15 protein-coding genes and 1 riboswitch are annotated in these 17,643 nt (G+C 70.5%); of the genes, 7 read left to right on the plus strand and 8 right to left on the minus strand.

What is annotated here, in order from left to right:
• From B8W67_RS01055 to B8W67_RS01075, 5 genes are all read right to left on the minus strand, one after another.
• Positions 1-1,189, minus strand: a 1,189-nt coding sequence (locus B8W67_RS01055) for an esterase family protein (protein ID WP_420845598.1), incomplete at its 3' end; no start/stop codon positions are given.
• Positions 1,190-1,274: 85 nt separating this feature from the next.
• Positions 1,275-2,087 (minus strand): acyl-CoA thioesterase, encoded by an 813-nt coding sequence (locus B8W67_RS01060; protein ID WP_085301879.1) that lies wholly within the window; start codon positions 2,085-2,087, stop codon positions 1,275-1,277.
• Positions 2,088-2,140: 53 nt separating this feature from the next.
• On the minus strand, positions 2,141-2,758 hold the full coding sequence (locus tag B8W67_RS01065) for a hypothetical protein (RefSeq protein WP_085301881.1): 618 nt from the start codon (positions 2,756-2,758) through the stop codon (positions 2,141-2,143).
• Positions 2,759-3,014: 256 nt separating this feature from the next.
• Positions 3,015-3,914: a haloalkane dehalogenase gene (locus B8W67_RS01070; protein WP_085301883.1), complete on the minus strand. Its 900-nt coding sequence runs from the start codon at positions 3,912-3,914 to the stop codon at positions 3,015-3,017.
• Between the two features lie 90 nt (positions 3,915-4,004).
• The gene (locus tag B8W67_RS01075; protein ID WP_085301885.1) at positions 4,005-6,410 is read right to left on the minus strand and encodes a lysylphosphatidylglycerol synthetase family protein; all 2,406 of its coding nucleotides are present in this window, start codon (positions 6,408-6,410) and stop codon (positions 4,005-4,007) included.
• A 323-nt stretch (positions 6,411-6,733) separates the two neighbouring features.
• Here B8W67_RS01075 and B8W67_RS01080 point away from each other — a divergent pair, with 323 nt between their 5' ends.
• Both B8W67_RS01080 and B8W67_RS01085 read left to right on the plus strand, forming a co-directional pair.
• Entirely contained in the window at positions 6,734-7,768 is a 1,035-nt protein-coding gene (locus B8W67_RS01080) for a DUF7159 family protein (RefSeq protein ID WP_085301887.1), read from the plus strand.
• A 17-nt stretch (positions 7,769-7,785) separates the two neighbouring features.
• Positions 7,786-9,234: a peptide MFS transporter gene (locus B8W67_RS01085; RefSeq protein ID WP_264033441.1), complete on the plus strand. Its 1,449-nt coding sequence runs from the start codon at positions 7,786-7,788 to the stop codon at positions 9,232-9,234.
• 11 nt (positions 9,235-9,245) lie between these two features.
• Here the strand turns inward: B8W67_RS01085 and B8W67_RS01090 are convergent, their stop codons facing one another.
• Complete coding sequence (locus B8W67_RS01090) at positions 9,246-10,097, minus strand: acyl-CoA thioesterase (protein WP_085301891.1); 852 nt, start codon at positions 10,095-10,097, stop codon at positions 9,246-9,248.
• Between the two features lie 237 nt (positions 10,098-10,334).
• Positions 10,335-10,446, plus strand: a riboswitch (SAM riboswitch).
• On the opposite strand from B8W67_RS01090, the gene B8W67_RS01095 reads away from it, so the two are divergent.
• A complete protein-coding gene (locus tag B8W67_RS01095) occupies positions 10,403-11,233 on the plus strand; it encodes a hypothetical protein (RefSeq protein WP_163797175.1) in 831 nt (276 codons plus the stop codon). Its footprint overlaps the riboswitch before it by 44 nt.
• A 6-nt stretch (positions 11,234-11,239) precedes the next feature.
• Here B8W67_RS01095 and B8W67_RS01100 read toward each other — a convergent pair whose 3' ends face one another.
• Entirely contained in the window at positions 11,240-11,548 is a 309-nt protein-coding gene (locus B8W67_RS01100) for a PIN domain-containing protein (protein ID WP_338043096.1), read from the minus strand.
• Positions 11,549-11,573: 25 nt separating this feature from the next.
• Positions 11,574-11,702, minus strand: a complete 129-nt coding sequence (locus B8W67_RS21485; protein WP_264033440.1) for a hypothetical protein — start codon at positions 11,700-11,702, stop codon at positions 11,574-11,576.
• 121 nt (positions 11,703-11,823) lie between these two features.
• Between B8W67_RS21485 and B8W67_RS01105 the strand changes: the two genes are divergently transcribed.
• The 4 genes from B8W67_RS01105 to B8W67_RS01120 all read left to right on the plus strand — a co-directional run bounded on the left by B8W67_RS01105 (position 11,824) and on the right by B8W67_RS01120 (position 17,606).
• Positions 11,824-12,708: an HNH endonuclease gene (locus B8W67_RS01105; protein WP_085301895.1), complete on the plus strand. Its 885-nt coding sequence runs from the start codon at positions 11,824-11,826 to the stop codon at positions 12,706-12,708.
• A 405-nt stretch (positions 12,709-13,113) separates the two neighbouring features.
• On the plus strand, positions 13,114-13,527 hold the full coding sequence (locus B8W67_RS01110; RefSeq protein WP_085301906.1) for a type II toxin-antitoxin system RelE family toxin: 414 nt from the start codon (positions 13,114-13,116) through the stop codon (positions 13,525-13,527).
• Between the two features lie 186 nt (positions 13,528-13,713).
• A complete protein-coding gene (locus tag B8W67_RS01115) occupies positions 13,714-14,847 on the plus strand; it encodes a metallophosphoesterase family protein (RefSeq protein WP_234806629.1) in 1,134 nt (377 codons plus the stop codon).
• Positions 14,847-17,606 carry an ATP-binding protein gene (locus B8W67_RS01120; protein ID WP_085301908.1) on the plus strand — a complete coding sequence of 920 codons (2,760 nt, stop codon included), beginning with the start codon at positions 14,847-14,849 and terminating at the stop codon, positions 17,604-17,606. The genes B8W67_RS01115 and B8W67_RS01120 overlap by 1 nt, the downstream gene beginning before the upstream one ends.
• The last annotated feature ends 37 nt before the right edge of the window (positions 17,607-17,643 follow it).

The raw sequence follows: 17,643 nt of genomic DNA on the forward strand, positions 1-17,643 counted from the left end.
GGTTCGCGGGGTAAGCGGGGTTGGCGGGAGTCCGCGGTACCGCCGGATTCGCCGGGTTGGCGGGAACCTGCGGCACAGCCGGGTTGCCCGGAACAGCCGGATTAGCGGGGTTCGCCGGTGTCGGCGCCGTGCCGGGGGCAGCCTGGTTCGCCGGGTCAGCCGGGTCCGGTGTCGGCGCAGGTGTTTCCTCCTCCTGGCCCACCTTGAGCACCTTGAGCAGATCCGATTTCATCGCCTGCAGCTGTGCACCCCAGTAGCCCCAGCTGTGCGTGCCGTTGGTGGGGAAGTTGAACACCGCGTTGTGCCCACCGGCGGCGAGGTATTTCTTCTGAAAGTCCTTGTTGGAGCTGACCGTGATGTTCTCCAGCATCTGGGCGCTGAAGGCGGTCCCGGCGTTGCCGCCGGCGGTGTCGAGATCTGAGGGGGTGCCGTTGCCGCAGTACACCCAGACCGCGGTGTTGTTGGCGACCAGTCGGGCGACGTTGACGGTGGGGTCGTTGCGTCGCCACGCCACATCGGCGGCCGGGCCCCACATGTCGGTGCCGTTGAAGCCGCCGGCATCTTTCATCGCGAACCCGATCAACGTGGGCCACCACCCGTTGGACGGGTTCAAAAAGCCCGACAGCGACCCGGCGAACGCGAACTGCTCGGGATGCCAGATCGCATACGTCAGCGCGGTGCCCCCCGACATCGACAGCCCCACGACCGCGTTGCCGGTGGTGGAGACCTGCTTCTCGGTCTGCAGGTAGGTGGGCAGCTCCTGGGTGAGGAACGTCTCCCACTTGTAGGTCTGGCAGCCGTTGGTGCCGCACGCCTGCTTGTACCAGTCGGTGTAGAAGCTGGACTGGCCGCCGACCGGCATCACCACCGACAGCCCCGAGTCGTGGTACCACTCGAACGCGGCGGTGTTGATGTCCCACCCGGAGTAGTCGTCCTGGGCGCGCAGCCCGTCGAGCAGATACAGCGCGTGCGGGCCGCCGCCTTGGAATTCCACCTTGATGTCGCGGCCCATCGCCGCCGACGGCACCTGCAGGTATTCCACCGGCAGGCCCTCGGGGGAGAACGCCGCGGCGCTCGGTACCGCCAGCGGGTTCACGACTGTCGCGGTGAGCAGCAGCGCCCCCAGCACCGCCAGCAGGGTGCGGTGCAGTGCGCCGTGGGTGTCGGCCTGGTGCATCGGGCTTCCCATCTGTCGTGGCAACGGGAAGCTATCGGCTCCACTCCGCCGGGGCGACGCCGACGCGCCCAGCGTGACCGGGTTGTGACGGGCCGGTTCAGGTTTTGAAATACACCAGTTGATGAGTGCTGGCCACCAGTTGACCCGTGCGCGACCACAGGTGTGCGCTCTGGTCGAAATAACCGCGGGAGAACCGGTTGGCGTGCGCACTGGCCAACAGGTAATCGCTGCCCAGCTCAGCCAACTCGGCGGCGTCGATGTGGAAATAGGTGGTCAGGGAGATCGTGCTGGCCGGGGTGAACCCGCCGCGGCGCAAAAACACCCGCGGGTAGAACACGTCGCACAGTGCGGCCAGTGCCGGGAAATCCAGCGGGCGTCCTGCGCTGTCGCGCACCCACAGGGTGGTCACCGACGACGGTGATCCGGTGCCGTCGGCGGGCAGCGCACCGTCGGTGAAACGCATGTCGTAGCGCTTGGCCCAGGCGATCGAATCGATCAGCCCGCCACGGTCCACCTGCTCGGGTGCCGGCGCTGCCGGGGCGGTGATCTCGGTGTCGGCCCAGGTGTCGCGGTGGGCGCCGAACACCGCGGTGGCGGTGGTGGCGACCGCGTCGCCCTGGGTGAGCTCCAGCGACCAGTGCTGGTTGCTGCGGTTGGTGCGCACCGCGTGGCGGCTGATGGTGAACGCGCCGTCGGTGATCGGGCCGGCGAAGTTCACCGTCAGCGCCACCGGGTCGCCGGTCGCCTCCGGGTGGGTGGCCGCCGCCTGCAGCAGGGTCGCTGCGGTGATCCCGCCGAACGGGCCGACCATGTTGGCCCAGTCCGGGTGGGTGTGCCCCCGGACGGTGTCGGCGGGGTCCCCGACGGGATCGAGGTGCACGGCGTGGTCGAACGGATGCGCAGCGGTCATCGGGATCCTCCCGCGGGTTGGTGTCCCGGGCGACGATACGGTCGCCGGCGTCGTCAGCGGGTCTCGGGTGCCGGCGCGGCGCGCAGCTGGGCGACCAACTCCGGAAGCATCAGGTAGCTGCCGGCGAGGTAGGCCAGCGCACCGGCGAGGAACCCGACCTTGACGATCAGCGCCCCGGCGTCCTGGGTGGCGGCGGGCAGCCCCGGGGTTCCCAGCCCGGGCAGCGAACCGACGACGAACCCGACCGAACCCACCACGAACGTCGCCCCGATCCACCAGGAGATGTCGCGGGCCTCCAGGCTGACGTAGCGGTGACCGGCCTCGATGAACTGCAGGACCGAGGCCGCCAGGAACAGCACCGACCCGACCATGGTGGCCTGCCACAGACCGACCCGGGGCAGAAGGTGCAGCAGGTGACCCAGCGCGCCGGTGGTCTCGTAGTTGAAGGTCACCGACCCGACGAGGAACACCACCGGGATCGCCACCTCCAGGCGGGTGAGCTCGGCGGGGGAGCGGACAAACCAGCGGAACCGGCGGCGTTGCGCGGCGGTGCCGTCCAGCACGACGTCGGGGTCGGTGTTGAGCGCCTCGAGCAGCAGTCCGTAGGTGGCGGCGGTGAACAGCAGCGCCCGGTGAAATAGCAGCCCTCGGCGAACAGCGACATGCGCCACTGCCCGCCGAACAGCGACGGCAGCAGTGACCCGGCCGCCCCGGCGACGAACAGCGCCGACCCGATCAGAAACAGCACGGCCAGCCACCAGGCCAGCCGGTGCGGCCCGGCGCGTTTGCGGTGCGGGCGGGCGCGCCACTCGTAGGTCGACCCGTCGGGCAGCCGGTAGCTCGCCCAGGACACGAACGGTGCGGGCCCGCCGCAGCCGATGCAGGTCCACCCCGGTGGGGTGCGCGGCCGCACCGGTTCGGTGCGGCTCACCGGTTGTGCCAGGCCAGGATCCGTTCGGCGAGCTCGGGGCCGCAGTCCTCCTGCACGAAGTGGCCGCCGTTGAGCCGGGCGTGCGGCTGACCGGCCGCGCCGGGGATGTGCGCGATCAGGGGGCGGTCGGCGCGCCCGAGGATGGCATCGCGCGCCCCGAACAGTGCCAGGCAAGGTTTGTCCCAGCGCCCCAACGTCTCCCAGGCCGCGCGGTTGGCCGGCACCGCCGGGTCGTCGGGGTCGGTCGGCACCAGCCGTGGCATGGCCCGCGCCCCGGCTTGATAGCGCTGGGAGGGGAACGGGGCGTCGTAGCCGGCGCGCACCGCCGCCGACACCGGGTGCACGGTGCCCGCCGACACCAGCCGGCCGGTCGGCAGCACCGGGGTGAAGCGGGCGAAGGTCCGCCACACGCGGAACGCGAACGGAACCGGGCGGTCGGCGGTGGGCAGGAAGCCGTTGGCCACCACGATGCGCGCCACCCGATCACCGTGCTCGGCGGCGATGCGCAGCCCGATCAACGACCCCCAGTCCTGCACGACCAGGGTGACGTCGTGCAGGTCGAGGTTCTCGATCCAGTCGGTTACCCACTGCACGTGACGCAGGTAGCTGTGATCGTCGATGCGGGCGGGTTTGTCGGAGCGGCCGAACCCGATCAGATCCGGCGCGAGCACCCGATGCCCGGCGGCGGCCAGTGGCGGGATCATGGTGCGGTACAGGTAGCTCCATGTCGGCTCGCCGTGCAGCAGCACGATCGGGGCGGCGTCGGCGGGGCCCTCGTCGACGTAGTGAATCCGCAGCGGCGCACTGTCGTCGGCGGCGACGCTCAGGTAGTGCGGGGCGAACGGGTAGCCGGTCAGGTTCGCAAACCGCGACTCGGGGGTTCGCAGTACCTCCATGGTCACGCTCCTCAATCCTGCGCTGCGCCAGCGCGTCCTGCTGCCCAGCATCGACCCACAACGCTGCCGGTGACAACCGTTTCGGCGGGATCAGATCAAATCGTTGCGGGTCAGCCAGCGCATCACCGGCCACCCGGCGAACACCGGGATCCAGCAGCTGACCACCCGATACAGCAGGGTGGCGGGCACCGCGAGGGCCGCGGGCACCCCGAACGCGGCCAGCGCCCCGATGACGGCGGCTTCCACCGCGCCGACCCCGCCGGGGGTGGGTGCCGCCGACGCGAGGGTCTCGGCGACCATCGTCACCATCGCGACGGTGGCGAACCCGACAATCCCGCCGAACGCGTGGATGCTCATCCACAGCACCACCGCCGAACCGAGGGTGGTGCCGGCGTCGCCGAGCACGATCAGCGCCAGCCGTTTGGGTTGGCGGATCACCTCCACCAACTCGGCGGTGACCTCCTGCAGCTTCGGGCGCACCGAGGTCGCCAGCCAGCGGCGCAGCCGCGGCACCAGCACACTGATGCCGATCAGCCCCAGCACGATCCCGGCGACCAGGTACAGCACACTGGCGTCGGGCACGAAGCTGGCGAGCTGGGTGGAGCTGCCGGCGGCGGCCACGACCGCGACCAGCAGCACCAGGTGCACCAGCACCTGCACCACCTGCTGCAACGTCACCGCGGCGGTGGCCCGCAGCGCCGGCAGGCCACTTTTCTGCAGGAACCGGGTGGACAGCGCCAGCCCGCCGAGCCCGGCCGGGGTGGTGGTCGCGGCGAAGGTGTTGCCCACCTGCATCAGCGTCAACCGCCGCCAGCTGACCAACCCGTCGGCGGAGGCCCACAGCGCGGTCGCCGCCGCGGCGAACGTGCCGCCCATCACCGCCAGCCCGCCCAGCGCCCACCACCAGTTGGCTTCGACGATCTGGGAGGCAAACGACGGTGCGGCGCTGAGGAACGGGTAGGCCACGTAGACCAGCGCGACCAGCAGTGCCAGCTGGATCAGTTGGCTGCGGGTGAACCGGGTGATCGCCGCCGGTTCGATCTGGTCGGCGCCGGTGTGCTGCATCACGGTGGCGCGGATCGCGGCGATCAGCGCCCCGACGTCGGGCACCGAGCGTTGGATGCGGCCGGGCACCGCGGTTTTGGTGAGCCGACGCGACGCGGTGAGCACCGCGTCGGCACCGAAGACGTCGATCGCCGCGGTCACCGCCGACTCGGTGTCATACACCTGGGCGGTCGTCACCAGCAGGTGGGCGATGTCGGATTCCAGCAGCGCGGGGTTGGCGCCGTATTCGGCGTTGGCGAACCCGCCGAAGAGCACCTGCAGCGCGTCACCGTCGTGGACGACGGTGATGTTGTCGGCGCGCAGATCGCCGTGGCTGATGCGATGGTCGTGCAGTCGGCGCAGCGACTCCCATACCCGGTGCACCGCGGTCGTGTCGGCGCACTCGGCCAGCGGGGTGCCGTGCACGGGCCGGTAGGCGTACAGCGTCCAGCCGCGATCGAGCTCGTCGGCGGCCAGCGGGGCGGTGTTGGCGACCCCGGCCGCCCCGATCGCGATCGACATCAACGCGCGATGTTCGACCAGACGGCGCATCGAGGCGTGCAGCGGGGCGGTTTCGGTGGGTTGCAGCCGCAGTTTGTGCCAGATCTGTTGCAGCACCCCGCCGCTGCGTTGATGCGGCCCGTACAGCTCCAGCAGCACTGAGGTGGTGGCCTCGCGGGTCGGGTCCGGTCCGGTGGCGCGCGCCAACAGCAGCAGCCCACCGCGGCGCGCGGGACGCAGCACCGTGAGTGCTGACACCACGTAGCCGCGCCCGGCCAGGGCGCGCACCGCGCTTTTGAGCGGCACCTCCAACGCGGGGGTGCCGACGGCGAGGACCACCAGCGCACCGACGAGGAAACCGACCGTCAGGCCCAGCACCGATCGGGGCGGCACGACCGCGTTGATCGCCAGGTGCACCGGCACGAACGCCAGCAGCAGCGCCCACCACCAGCGCCGCCAGCGCACCGGCAGCCACGGCCCGGCCACCGTCAACAGCGCGGCGAGCATCGCCACCCAGCGGGAGTCATCGAGGAACTGCACCAGCACGCTGCCCGGCTCGTGCGGCAGGTCGAGGTTCCAGCGCGGCGGGCGGATGCTGGTGCCGTGGATCGACATGATCACCCCCGCGGCCGCCGCGGCGGCCAGCGCGGCGCCGAGCAGACGACGATGCCCGGAGATGAGTAAGGCCACCAGGATCACGAACGGCAACACCAGCAGCGCCACCCCGTAGGCCACATGCACCACGTGGCCCTGGGTCGCCGATAGCGGGCCGAGCACCTGCGACAGGGATTTCTCCAGCGCCACCCACTCCGGTCGGGTGATCAGTGAGCTGGCGATCACCAGCGTCAGCACCGCCAGCGCGGCGGCCAGGCGCAGCAGATCACCGGTGCGCCGGGTCAACGGTTGCAGCAGATCGCCGGTGACCTCGACCTCGCGGCCGTCAACACGCATCAGCGGGGACCCATCCCGGCTCAGACGGTGTCGCCGGCCGTCGGCTCCTTCGGAAGCGGGCGGCGAGGCAGTGGGTGGGGAACAGCACCGTGGCCGCCGTGGGCACCGGTCACCGTGGGGATAGGGCTCGGCCCGGATACGACATCCGGGGGCAAAGCCATACCTGCACGGTACCGGGTCGGGCCGTCGCGGATTCGGGCCGCTCCGGGCCGCTCGGGGATTCCCGGTAGCCTCGGACCCGGTTTCCGGGCAGGAGTGGCGCCGGGCCGGCGCCGGGTCGGCGCGGGGTAATCGCGGGATCGTCGCAGGATGGGAGGTGGGCCGTGGACCGGGTGCTCGGTCTGGCGATCAGTGCTGCGGAGCTGCGCTGGGTGCTCATCGACGGGACCACCGGCGCCGGTGCGACGGTCGACAGCGGCGTGCTGGCGATCGACGAGTCGGCCGGATTCGACCCCGAGCCGCTGATCGCGGAGCTGGTCGACGCCCACCGGCTGCACGCGGTGGGGCTGAGCTGGTCGGCGGCGGGGGAGAGCGCCGCGATGGCGGTGCACGCCGCCTGCAAAACCCACGGGATCGGGTCCCGCGAGGTGGCGATCACCCAGAACGACGCGCTCAAGGTGCTCGCCGCCGGCGTCGCCGAACGGGCCGGCTGCCCGTTCGTGGTGGTCTGCGACATCGAGCCCGACGCCACCGCCGTCGCGACGGTCGGCTCACAGCGCCTGACCGTCGAGCGCGTCGAGCGCCCCGATTCTTCGGACCTGATCGCCGACGTCGCCGCCCGGGTCGCCGCGGTGCGCCCGCGCCCGGATGCGATCTTCGTGCTCGGCTCCGGGGACGTCGACGCGCTGGTCGCCGCGGTCGAACAGACCGCGACCCAGCCGGTGATCACCGCCAGCGAGGCGGCGTTCGCGCTGCCCCGCGGGGTGGCGTTGGCCGCCGCCCGCGCGGTCACCGCCGCCGCACCGGTGGCCAAGCCGCGGCGCAAAGCGCTGCCGGCGGCGCTGATCGCCGCCGTGGCCGCCGGCGCGGTCGCCATCGCCGGGGTGTCGATCGGCGCATCGACCCGTGATTCGGCCCCCGACCCCAAACCGGCCAGTCCCGCCACCGTCGCCGAACACCCGAAGCGCCAGCCGCCGGCCCCGGATGCCCCGCGGCACCCGCAGCCGCCCGCGGTGGTCGAACCGGCCCCGCAGGCACCGCCGGTGCTCGACGAGCCGGCCCCCGAGCAGGTGCCCCCACCGGCGCCGGAGGCCGCCCCCGAGCCGGTGTACGTCCCGCCACCGGCTCCGCCCCCGCCGCCTCCGCGGCTGCGGGATCGGGTGATCGATAAGTTCCCGTCGCTCAACCGGTTCCGCTGAACCGGGGTCGCCGGCCGGTGTCCGAAACCCGAAAACCCCCACCGCGCGGCTTTTTCGGCCATCCGCGGATGCTGGCCAACCTGTTCGGGTTGGAGCTGTGGGAGCGCTTCTCGTTCTACGGGATGCAAGGCATCGTGCTGTATTACATGTACTACGCCGCCAGCCGTGGTGGTCTGGGCATCGACGTCACGGTGGCCACCGGGATCGTCGGCGCCTACGGCGGCGGGGTGTATCTGGCGACGATCGTCGGCGCGTGGCTCGCCGACCGAGTATTCGGTTGCGAGAGGGTGCTGTTCGGCTCCGCGGTGGCGGTGATGGCCGGGCATGTGGTGTTGGCGCTGGCACCGGGAACCGGCGGGCTCGCCGCTGGTCTGGTGTTGATCGCACTCGGCAGCGGCGGGGTCAAAGCCAACGCCACCGCGTTGGTCGGCTCGCTGTACGGCATCGACGATCCGCGCCGCGACGCCGGGTTCCTGCTGTTCTATCTCGGGGTCAACATCGGGGCTCTACTCGGTCCGCTGCTGACCGGTCTGTTGCAGAGTCGCTGGGGATTTCACATCGGTTTCGGTGCGGCCGCGGTCGGGATGGCTGCCGGGTTGGGCCAGTACGCGGCGACCCGCCGCGGGTTGCCCGCCTCCGCACACGAGGTGGCCAACCCGCTCGCCCCGCAGTGGCGGCGCCGGGTGGTGATGGCGGCGATCGGGCTGGCCGTGGTGATCGGCGCGCTGGTGGGCGACGGGGTGATCACCGCGGCGAACCTGGCGACGGTGATGGCGGCCGCCGCGGGCCTGGCCGCCCTCGGCTACCTCATCGTCATCCTGTCCAGTCGGCGCCTGGACGCGGTGGAACGGCGTCGCGTGCTGGGGTTCTTGCCGCTGTTTTCGGCCAGCATCGTGTTCTGGGCGCTGTTCCAGCAACAGTTCACCGTGTTGGCGCTCTACGCCGATCAGCGGGTGAACCGGGTGATTCTCGGCTGGCAGATCCCGCCGAGCTGGGTGCTGGCGATCAACCCGGTGTTCATCGTGGCGCTGTCGGGGGTGTTCGCCGCGCTGTGGACGCGGCTGGGGAATCGCCAGCCGGGAACACCGACGAAGTTCGCCCTCGGGTTGACGATCATGGGGGTGGCGTTCTGGGGGTTCGTGCCGCTGGCCGGGCGCGCCGGGGTGCCGCTGGCGGCGGTGGTCGGCATCGTGGCGTTGTTCACCGTCGCCGAGTTGCTGATCTCCCCGATCGGGCTGTCGGTGACCACCAAGTTGGCGCCCAAGGCGTTTCACACCCAGATGGTGGCGCTGTTCTTCCTGTCGGTGTCGCTGGGCACCACCGGCGCCGGCATCCTGGCCGGCCACTACGACCCGGCCCGCGAGGTTCCCTACTTCGGGTCGCTCGGGGCGGTCTCGGTGCTGGCCGGGGTGGTGTTGGCGTTGTGTTCGCCGGTGGTGCGGCGGTTGATGGCTGGGGTGCGCTGATCGTCGCGGCGCTACCCGCGGCCGAAGTACAGCTCTTGGGTGGCGGTGCACACCAGGTGTCCGGAGCGGTTGTACATGGTGGCGTTGACCAGGCCGCGCCCACCGGTCCCGCTGGGTGAGGACTGGTCGGAGAGCACCCAATCGGACAGGTCCACGGGGCGTTGAAACCACAGCGCGTGGTCGATGAGCGCGTTGAACGTGCTGACCTGGGTGGCCCGGCGGGCCACCAGCGCGGACTCCAGCATCGTGACCCCGCTCAGGTAGGTGAGCAGGCACGGGGCCAGCACCGGGTCGTTCGGCACCGGTTCGCTCGGCCGCCACCACAGCCGGGTCCGCGGCGGCGGGTCGGGCAGATCCTGGGCCAGCCGCGGTGGGGCGTCGATGTAGCGCAGCTCGAACGGGCGGGGATGGGTCCACACCCCGCCGTGCTCGTCGGCGTAGCCGGCCAGCTGCTGCTGCACCGGCGGGAGGGTGTCCGGGTCGGGGACATCCGGCGGGGGCCGGTGGTAGTCGAAGGCGTCGATGTCAGTGCTGAACGAGGCGAGGGTCTCCAGCAGGATCGTGTCGTCTTGGTGGGCGGTGACCTGCCGGGTGGCTAATGTGCCGCCGTCACGGATCACCGCCACCCGCAGCTCGACCGGGCGGCTCGCGTCCCCGGCGCGCACGTAGTAGGTGTGCGCGCTGTGCGGGACACGTCCCGGCGCGGTGAGCGCGGCGGCCATCAGCGCCTGCCCGGCGATGTGCCCGCCGACGATGTGGTGCGCCGGATTGTCCAACTGGGTGGCGCGGAAGCGGTGCTCGGTGAGCGGCTCCACCTTCAGGGTGGCGATGACGTCGGCGAGGGCCGGGAAACGGTAGGACATTCGGCCATGATGCCGCAGCGCCGATCGGCGCGTATCTGTAGTGGCCGCTGGTGCCCGCCTCGCAGCGACACTTCGCTGGACTGGGGGTGTGGGTGACCTGCTGCCGCGTGACCGTGCTCCGGTGCGGCGGACTCGATGCGGTGGGCGAGCGCAGAATCCGGGACGGTCCGCCGGCTCCGGTAGCTCGCGGTTTCGGCGGGCCAGGAATGTCAGAGGTCGGCGATACCGTAAGGGCAGCTTCATGAGTCGCCGTCGACAAGCTCCGACTGGGCGGCGCGCCAACCCCACGCTCGTGGGTGGCTCGGATGACGAAGCGACCGGTGCCGACCGGCACCGGTAAGAGCGCCTCCGGGTGGGGGCCTGACGACATCGGGAGGCAAGCGATGACATCACTGGTGGGGCCGTGGACGCGGACGCCGTCGGTACTTCTCCTCGGCGACACCGACACCATGGCGCACTGCGACGAGCTGACCGCGACCGCCCAGCGGCGTGGCTACGCGATCGCCGACATCTACGCGTTCGACGTGTGGGAGCCCGGCCGCACCGCCGATCTGACCGGGGTCGCCGCGGTGGTGGCCGCCCTGACCAGAGCCATCGCCGATCACCTGGACATCTGGGTGCCGTTTCTGAGCCCCGATTTGGGGCGTGAGCAGCACCCGCGGCGGATCAGCCTGGTGCTGCAGCGCCACGGGCTGAACCTGCTGGCAGGCCAGAAGCTCGCGGCGTTGCCCACCAAGAGTGGGGTCAACGAGATCGACTGGGCGCTGCGCACCGAGGTGCGGGCGGTCGACGCGTTGGACAACGCCGCGCTGGCCGCGGCCGGGGTGAAGAAGCTGAGCGCGGAGATCGAACGGACGCTGGTGGCCGCGGCGGCACGCACGGTCGGTACCCGGCGCACGTCGGTGAGCGGCGACGATCACCGCGGCGGGGAGAGTGCGGGCCCGCCGGTGCTGCCGCCGGCCCACGTGCCGTGGCGCTACCGAAAACCTCAAGTGACCGACTATGTGCGGTGGCTGGTGAACGCCTGCGGGGTGTCGCAGGCGGCGACCGCGCGGGTGCTCAACTCCTCCGGGCAGCGCACCGAGACCGACAGGGAGTGGCGGTCGGGGAGCGTGGGGGCGTTGTTGAAGGGGTGAGGGTTTTCAGTGGCGGGTGTCGAGGGACGCCGACATCGCCCCGGCGAGCACGGCCGGGTCGCCGCTGGCCAGCGTCAGGCCGCGGCGGGCGGCCTGGGCGACCAGCATCCGGTCGAACGGATCGCGGTGCGGCCACGGCAGGGTGCCCGCCATGATCGCGTCCGCTGCGGCGATGTCGATCGCTTGCGCCCGGATGTTCACCAGGTTCTCCTCCCACACCGACAGCAGCGCATCGCCGCCGGGAAGCTTTCCGGCGCGGGTCTTGATCGCCATTTCCCATGCCGATGCCGAGCCCGCTGGCTGAAAGAGGCGCAACCTAGTCGCGAGATCAGCTGAGGCCTCACTGGTCGACGAGCTTCTCGCCCTTGGTGGTGATCAGCGCCGGAGCCATCCGCGACTGCAGCAGGACTTCGACCGGGCCGACCTGTTGTGAGATTCGGGGTCCTGCTGTGACAAGGGTGGCCAGCATTTAGGTGGCTGTGCGTAGCCCAGTCTCTAGGATCGTCGCGACAACCTGGCCCCAGGCAGCAGCGGATCAGGGTATCAGCCATTGCAGAATGAAGTTGGCCGCCGCATGACAAGATTTCACCATGGACAGCGCGGTCGAGTTGCAGCTGCGCGAGATGATTTTTGAGCGCCTCGCCGAACTCGTCGCCGATCACGGCGTCGTTACCCGGGCTCAACTTGAGGCGCTGCACGTCGGTGGGCAGCCGCGACGGGTCATCGACCGGAACCGCGGCATCTGGAATCCCCGGGAAATGGCGGCAACCCTGTCAGTTGTGTCGAGTCCGGACGGGCCGTATGCCGATACGCAGGTAAGTGATTCACTGTTCGCCTACGACTACCGTGCGGGCAGCACGGACGGCGACAATCTGAAGCTGCGCCGCGCCTACGAACTCGGGTTGCCGATCATCCTGCTCCGCAAGATCGGTACCGGTGTGTACGTGCCGATTTTTCCGGTGTATGTCGTCGCTGACGATCTGCCGAACCGCCGGTTCGTGATCGCGCTCGACGAGGGCCTGCGTTCAGTCGCCGATCCGCTGCACCTGGCGCCGATCGAGCGCGAGTATGCACGGCGTGCGATAAAACAGCGGCTGCATCAGCCGGAGTTCCGCGGTCGGGTCATGCTCGCCTATGCCGAGCGGTGCACGGTCTGTCGCCTCCAACACGGCAAGCTGCTGGACGCTGCGCACATCATCGGTGACGACAAGCCGAACGGTCTGCCGGTAGTCGAGAACGGACTGAGTCTGTGCAAGATCCATCACGCCGCCTACGACGCGAACCTGCTCGGGATCTCCCCGGATTACCAAGTGCGGATCAACCGGGATTTGATGGAAGAGGTCGACGGGCCGATGCTGCGCTATGGGCTACAGGAGATGGACGGACGGCGGATCACCTTGCCGGGGCGTCGCAGTGACCGGCCGGCGCGGGAGCGGCTGGCGGAGCGGTTCGCGGAGTTCCGGGCGGCGGGCTGACCGGGATCGTAGTCCCGGCCTGACTTGGTCTCGGACTTTACTGACCATTTCCGATTGCAAGCCCCTGAGCCCGTTCGGGGTGAGGCGGTGAGGTTGGGGATGTAGGCGGGTCCTGGGGAGTGACGAGAGGGGTACTTACACGCCGAGTCGACCACCCACGGGCCCCAATGTCTGAACCTCCCTAGTTTGGTGGACGCCCAGTTTGTTGAGCCCGGCCGGGTCTACGGTTTACGGCTGAGGCACGGGTCACCGACGCCGGTACGCCCCGGTCGCCGCCCTGCGCGGCGCCATCGTCTCCCTGCCTCGAGACGGCCGAGGTGCTGTGGCAGGTGCCGCCGGCTACCTCCGCAGGGGTCAAGCTCGTCGGCGACGTTGCGCGCCAAGCTGCGCTAACGACCCAACGATGTGCTGGCCGACTACGAGCGCCTACACGAACACGCCGACATCGTCGATGCGTTGCGCCTGCAGACCATCCGTTCAACAGATTTCCGCAGCCTATTTCCGCAGCCTGTCGATGTCGGAGATGCTCGACCGGCTCGGCGTGGACGCCGCGTCGGTTGTCGTGTCGTGAAGGTCGCCTTCCACCCCGACGTCCTCAAACAACTGCAGTGCCTGCCCCGCGAGACGTTCGAGACCGCGTTGCAAAGGATCATCGGGCTGGCGCACGATCCGCGCCCGAACGATGCCAAGAAACTCATCGGAGCCCACGACGACTGGCGGATCAGGTTTGGGCAGTACCGCATCGTGTACGAGATCAACGATGCGGAGCAGACCATCATCATTTTCACTGTCGCCAAACGCAGCGACACCTACCGGTAGTCGACGATCCAGCGCGGTTCTCGCGGACGACTGTCGGTATTACCCGCTACCGTCCAGAAAGCAGCCAACCGACGAGGAGTCCGCAATGCCCGAAGCGCCCCGGCAGCAAAACCGCGCCGGCATCGGCGCCCCGCGTCGCAATGTGCGCAACGACAACAGCGCGACCAACCCGCGAGTGAAACCACGGTGCAGCAGAAAACCGACCCCATGAAGCTGCTGCACTTCGCGGATCTGCACCTCGACACGCTGTTCGGCTGGGCGACCCGCCCGCAGGCACGTGCCCGCCGCCACGCGCTGCGGGCGACACTGCAGCGCATCTGCCACCTCGCCGTCGAGCAGCAAGTCGATGCCCTTACCTGCGGCGGGGATCTGTACGAGCAGGAGCGGTTCACCCCCGACACCGCGGAGTTCCTGCGCACCACGTTCGCCGAGATCGCCCCGCTGCCGGTGTATCTCGCCCCCGGCAACCACGACTGGTTCGGCCCGAAGAGCCTCTACCGCCAGGTCGCCTGGTCACCGAACGTGCACATCTTCGACACCGACGAGCTGCAACCGATCACCCTGGCCGACGGTCTCACGCTGTGGGGTGCCGCCCACGGCGCACCGGCGAACACCCGCGGGTTCCTCGACGGTTTCCGCGTCGACCGCGGCGGTGTGCACCTCGGTCTCTTCCACGGCTCCGCCCAGGGCGACCTGGCGATCCAACACACCGACAAAGTGCCCCACGCACCGTTTCGGGCCGATCAGATCCGCCGATCCGGGCTGCACCACGCACTTCTCGGCCATTTCCATCACCCCGTCGACGCACCCGATCACACCTATCCGGGCAACCCCGACCCGCTGACCTTCGGGGAGAGCTGGCCCGGCGAAGCGGTACTGGTCACGATCGCCGGCGACGGCGCCATCACCCGACAGCGATTGCCGACAGCGACCTCCACGGTCGCCGACATCGACGTCGACATCACCGGCGTGACCCACGCCGGGCAGGCCCGCCAAAAGGTCCTCGACGCGCTCACAGACCTCTGCGGCTATGTGCGGGTCACCCTGCACGGTGCGCTCGGCCCCGACGTCGACCTGCGCGCAGCCGACATCGACGCGGCCCGTCCGGCGAATCTGGAGGCGCTGGTGACCCGCTTCGGCGCGCTGACCGTGGCGCTGACCGACGACTACGAACAGCTAACCACCGAGGCGACCGTGCGCGGACAGTTCGTCCGCGACGTGCTGGCCGACGACACCCTCGACGACGACCAGCGCCACCGCGTCCTGCTCACCGGGCTGCGCGCCCTCGATGGGCGCACCGGTGAGCTGGAGGTGCACTGATGTGGATCCGGTCGGTGAACGCCCACGCGTTCGGCCCGCTGCACAACCAGACCCTGGAGCTGGCCGAGGGAATGACCGTCGTCATCGGCGACAACGAGTCGGCGAAATCCTCCTGGCATGCGGCGATCTTCGCCGCGCTCTGCGGGCGACGCCGCGGCCGGGGCAAACCCCGCGCCGACGAGCAACGCTTCATCGACCTGCACAAACCGTGGGGCCACGGGGACTGGCTGGTGACCGCGCAGATCCGGCTCGACGACGGCCGCGACATCGAACTGCGTCAAGACCTCGCCGGCAAAATCGACTGCCACGCCAAAGATCTGGTGCTGGGCCGCGACATCTCCGCGGAGATCATCAACGACGGCGCCCCCGACGCCGCCACCTGGCTCGGGCTGGACCGCACCACCTTCGTCGCGACCGCCTGCATCGAGCAGGGACAGATGCTGCGCGTCCGCGACCACGCCGACGGGCTGCAGGATTACCTGCAGCGGGCCGCGGCCACCGCGGGTGCGGCATCGACGGCCAACACCGCCCTGGACCGTATCGACGCCTATGCCCGCGAGCACGTCGGGCTCGACCGGGCCAACACGACCCGACCGCTGCGAGCCGCCAAAGACGCACTCGCGGCACGCCAACACGACTACGAGCAGCGAATCCGAGCCCACGACGCATACCTGTCCCGGGTCGAGGAGGTCGAGCGCCTCCACGGCGAAGCGGCCGCCGCGGCAGCCCAAGTCCGCGCCCACGAGGCCGCTGAGGCGGCCGCAGCGGCGGTCGAGGCGCAGAACCGGGCCCGCCGCGCCGCTGAACTCCACACCCGCTACGGCGACACGCCGCCACCCTCTGGCGCCGACGGCGACGCGCTGGCCCACCAGGTGTCTGCGGCATTGACGCAGTGGCGCTCACGCCCGGCACCGCCGGGTCCACCGGAGCGCTCCGCGTCCCGCATCCAGCAGGACATCGATGCCCTACCCGCCCCCCCGCACGGCGACACCCAAGAGCACCCGAGCGTGCTGCAAGCCGCCGAGCGGTGGACGCGAGCCGCCACCCAACTGGAGTCCTACCCACGGCCACACCCGGAGACCGACGCGGCACCCCAGGTCGACGCGCACGACGACGAGTTGCTCGATCTGGCCCGCACCCTGCAGACCCCGGTGCCCGAAGTGCCTGCGGAGCTGATCGACCGCGAGACCCGGGCACGGCGCGCCGCCGAGCAGACACACTCGCGTCCGTCGGTGGCGGTGATCGCCGCCGGCGTCGCCGTCGCCGTCACCGGGTCGGCGTTGGCGGCCACCGTGAGCCGGCCAGTCGGGGTGCTCGCCCTGATCGCCGGTATCGCGCTGATGCTCGCCGGTGCGGTGCACCGACACCGCGGCGGAACCGGCGCGGTGACACGAGATCTCGCCCGCGCCGAAGCGCACGTGCAGGCCGCGCAGGCACACACCGCCGATCAGGCCAGTCGGCGTGAGAAGGCCGCCGCCCGCTGCATCGAACTCGGCGTGCCCGCCGACCCGGCGGCGCTGCGCGCGATCCCGGTCGCGCGGGCTCGGGCATCCGCCCTGCACCACGAACACATCCGGCAGGAGGAACTTCGGGATGCACTGCAGGCCAGCGCAATCGATCTGCATAACGCCCTGACCGCCCGCGGTCACCCACCAGAGGGCTCGACACAGGAGGTGCTGCGCGCCGGGGTCGAACACTATCGGCAGGCGTGCCGACAGCGCGCCGCCCAAGCCGCCCAGGCCGCCCGCCGCGACGACCTTCTCCAGCAGCTGGCGTCCACCCAGGCCGTCGAACGCCGCGTCGCCTCCGACGAACACGCCCGCGCCCAGGCCGCCGAGGCGGTCTGGGCCGCCGCCGACCGGTGCGCAATCGTCGCCGAGACCGCGCAGGATACCGTTGCGGCGCTGCAGGACTGGATGACCCGACGACAGTCGCGGCTGGCGGACTTCGGCACCGCACAACAGGAGTGGGCCGAGCTGCAGGCTCTGCTCGGTGGTGCGACACCGGCTGATTTGCGCCGGGCCGCCGACGACGCCGCCGCCCGGGCGGCAGAGCTCGCCGACGGCGTCGACGCGGAGCTACTGGAAGCGGCGCAGCAGACATCGAGTGCGGTGAACCTGCCGGCACTTCGGCAGGCCGCGGACCGGGCGTCGGCGCGGGCGCACACCGAAGAAGGTGAGGTGCGGCAGATGGCGATGAACCTCGGCAGTGTCGCCGAAGCCGAGGAAGACCTCGCCCGGGCCCGCGGAGAGCTGCATCGGGTGCTGGAACTCAAAGAGACCCTGGAGTTGACGCGGACGTTCCTCGAGAAGGCGCAGACCCGCGTGCACCGCGACATCGCCCCGCAGCTGGCGGCCACGCTGCGGACCTGGCTGCCCGCGGTCACCGGCGGGCGCTACACCGATGTGCTGGTCGACCCGCAGACCCTCGGGGTGCAGGTGTGCGGTGCGTCGCGGCGGTGGCGGCGAGCCGATCTGCTGTCCCACGGCACCGCCGAACAGGTGTACCTGCTGCTGCGGGTGGCGCTGGCCGATCATCTCACCGCCGACCACGACATCTGCCCGCTGCTGCTCGACGACGTCACCGTGCACGCCGACGCGGTACGCACCGACGCCATCCTGGATCTGCTGCTGCAGATCGCCGCCGAGCGGCAGGTGGTGATCTTCACCCAGGAGGATCAGGTCGCCGCGTGGGCCCACGCCCACCTCACCGGGCCGCGCCACGCGATCCGCGACCTCGACCCGGTCGCGCTCGACTGAAGAGCGCCGCTGTCGGCTGCGCAAACTACACTGGGTG

The sequence above is a fragment of the Mycolicibacillus koreensis genome (genome assembly GCF_002104795.1).
Lineage (GTDB): Bacteria > Actinomycetota > Actinomycetes > Mycobacteriales > Mycobacteriaceae > Mycobacterium > Mycobacterium koreense.

Coding starts and splice junctions, on each gene's coding strand:
- B8W67_RS01060 (WP_085301879.1), bottom strand. CDS start 2,087: ATGACCGCTGCGCATCCGTTCGACCACGCCGTGCACCTCGATCCCGTC.
- B8W67_RS01070 (WP_085301883.1), bottom strand. CDS start 3,914: ATGGAGGTACTGCGAACCCCCGAGTCGCGGTTTGCGAACCTGACCGGC.
- B8W67_RS01075 (WP_085301885.1), bottom strand. CDS start 6,410: ATGCGTGTTGACGGCCGCGAGGTCGAGGTCACCGGCGATCTGCTGCAA.
- B8W67_RS01090 (WP_085301891.1), bottom strand. CDS start 10,097: ATGTCCTACCGTTTCCCGGCCCTCGCCGACGTCATCGCCACCCTGAAG.
- B8W67_RS01095 (WP_163797175.1), top strand. CDS start 10,403: ATGACGAAGCGACCGGTGCCGACCGGCACCGGTAAGAGCGCCTCCGGG.
- B8W67_RS21485 (WP_264033440.1), bottom strand. CDS start 11,702: ATGCTGGCCACCCTTGTCACAGCAGGACCCCGAATCTCACAACAGGTC.
- B8W67_RS01105 (WP_085301895.1), top strand. CDS start 11,824: ATGGACAGCGCGGTCGAGTTGCAGCTGCGCGAGATGATTTTTGAGCGC.
- B8W67_RS01120 (WP_085301908.1), top strand. CDS start 14,847: ATGTGGATCCGGTCGGTGAACGCCCACGCGTTCGGCCCGCTGCACAAC.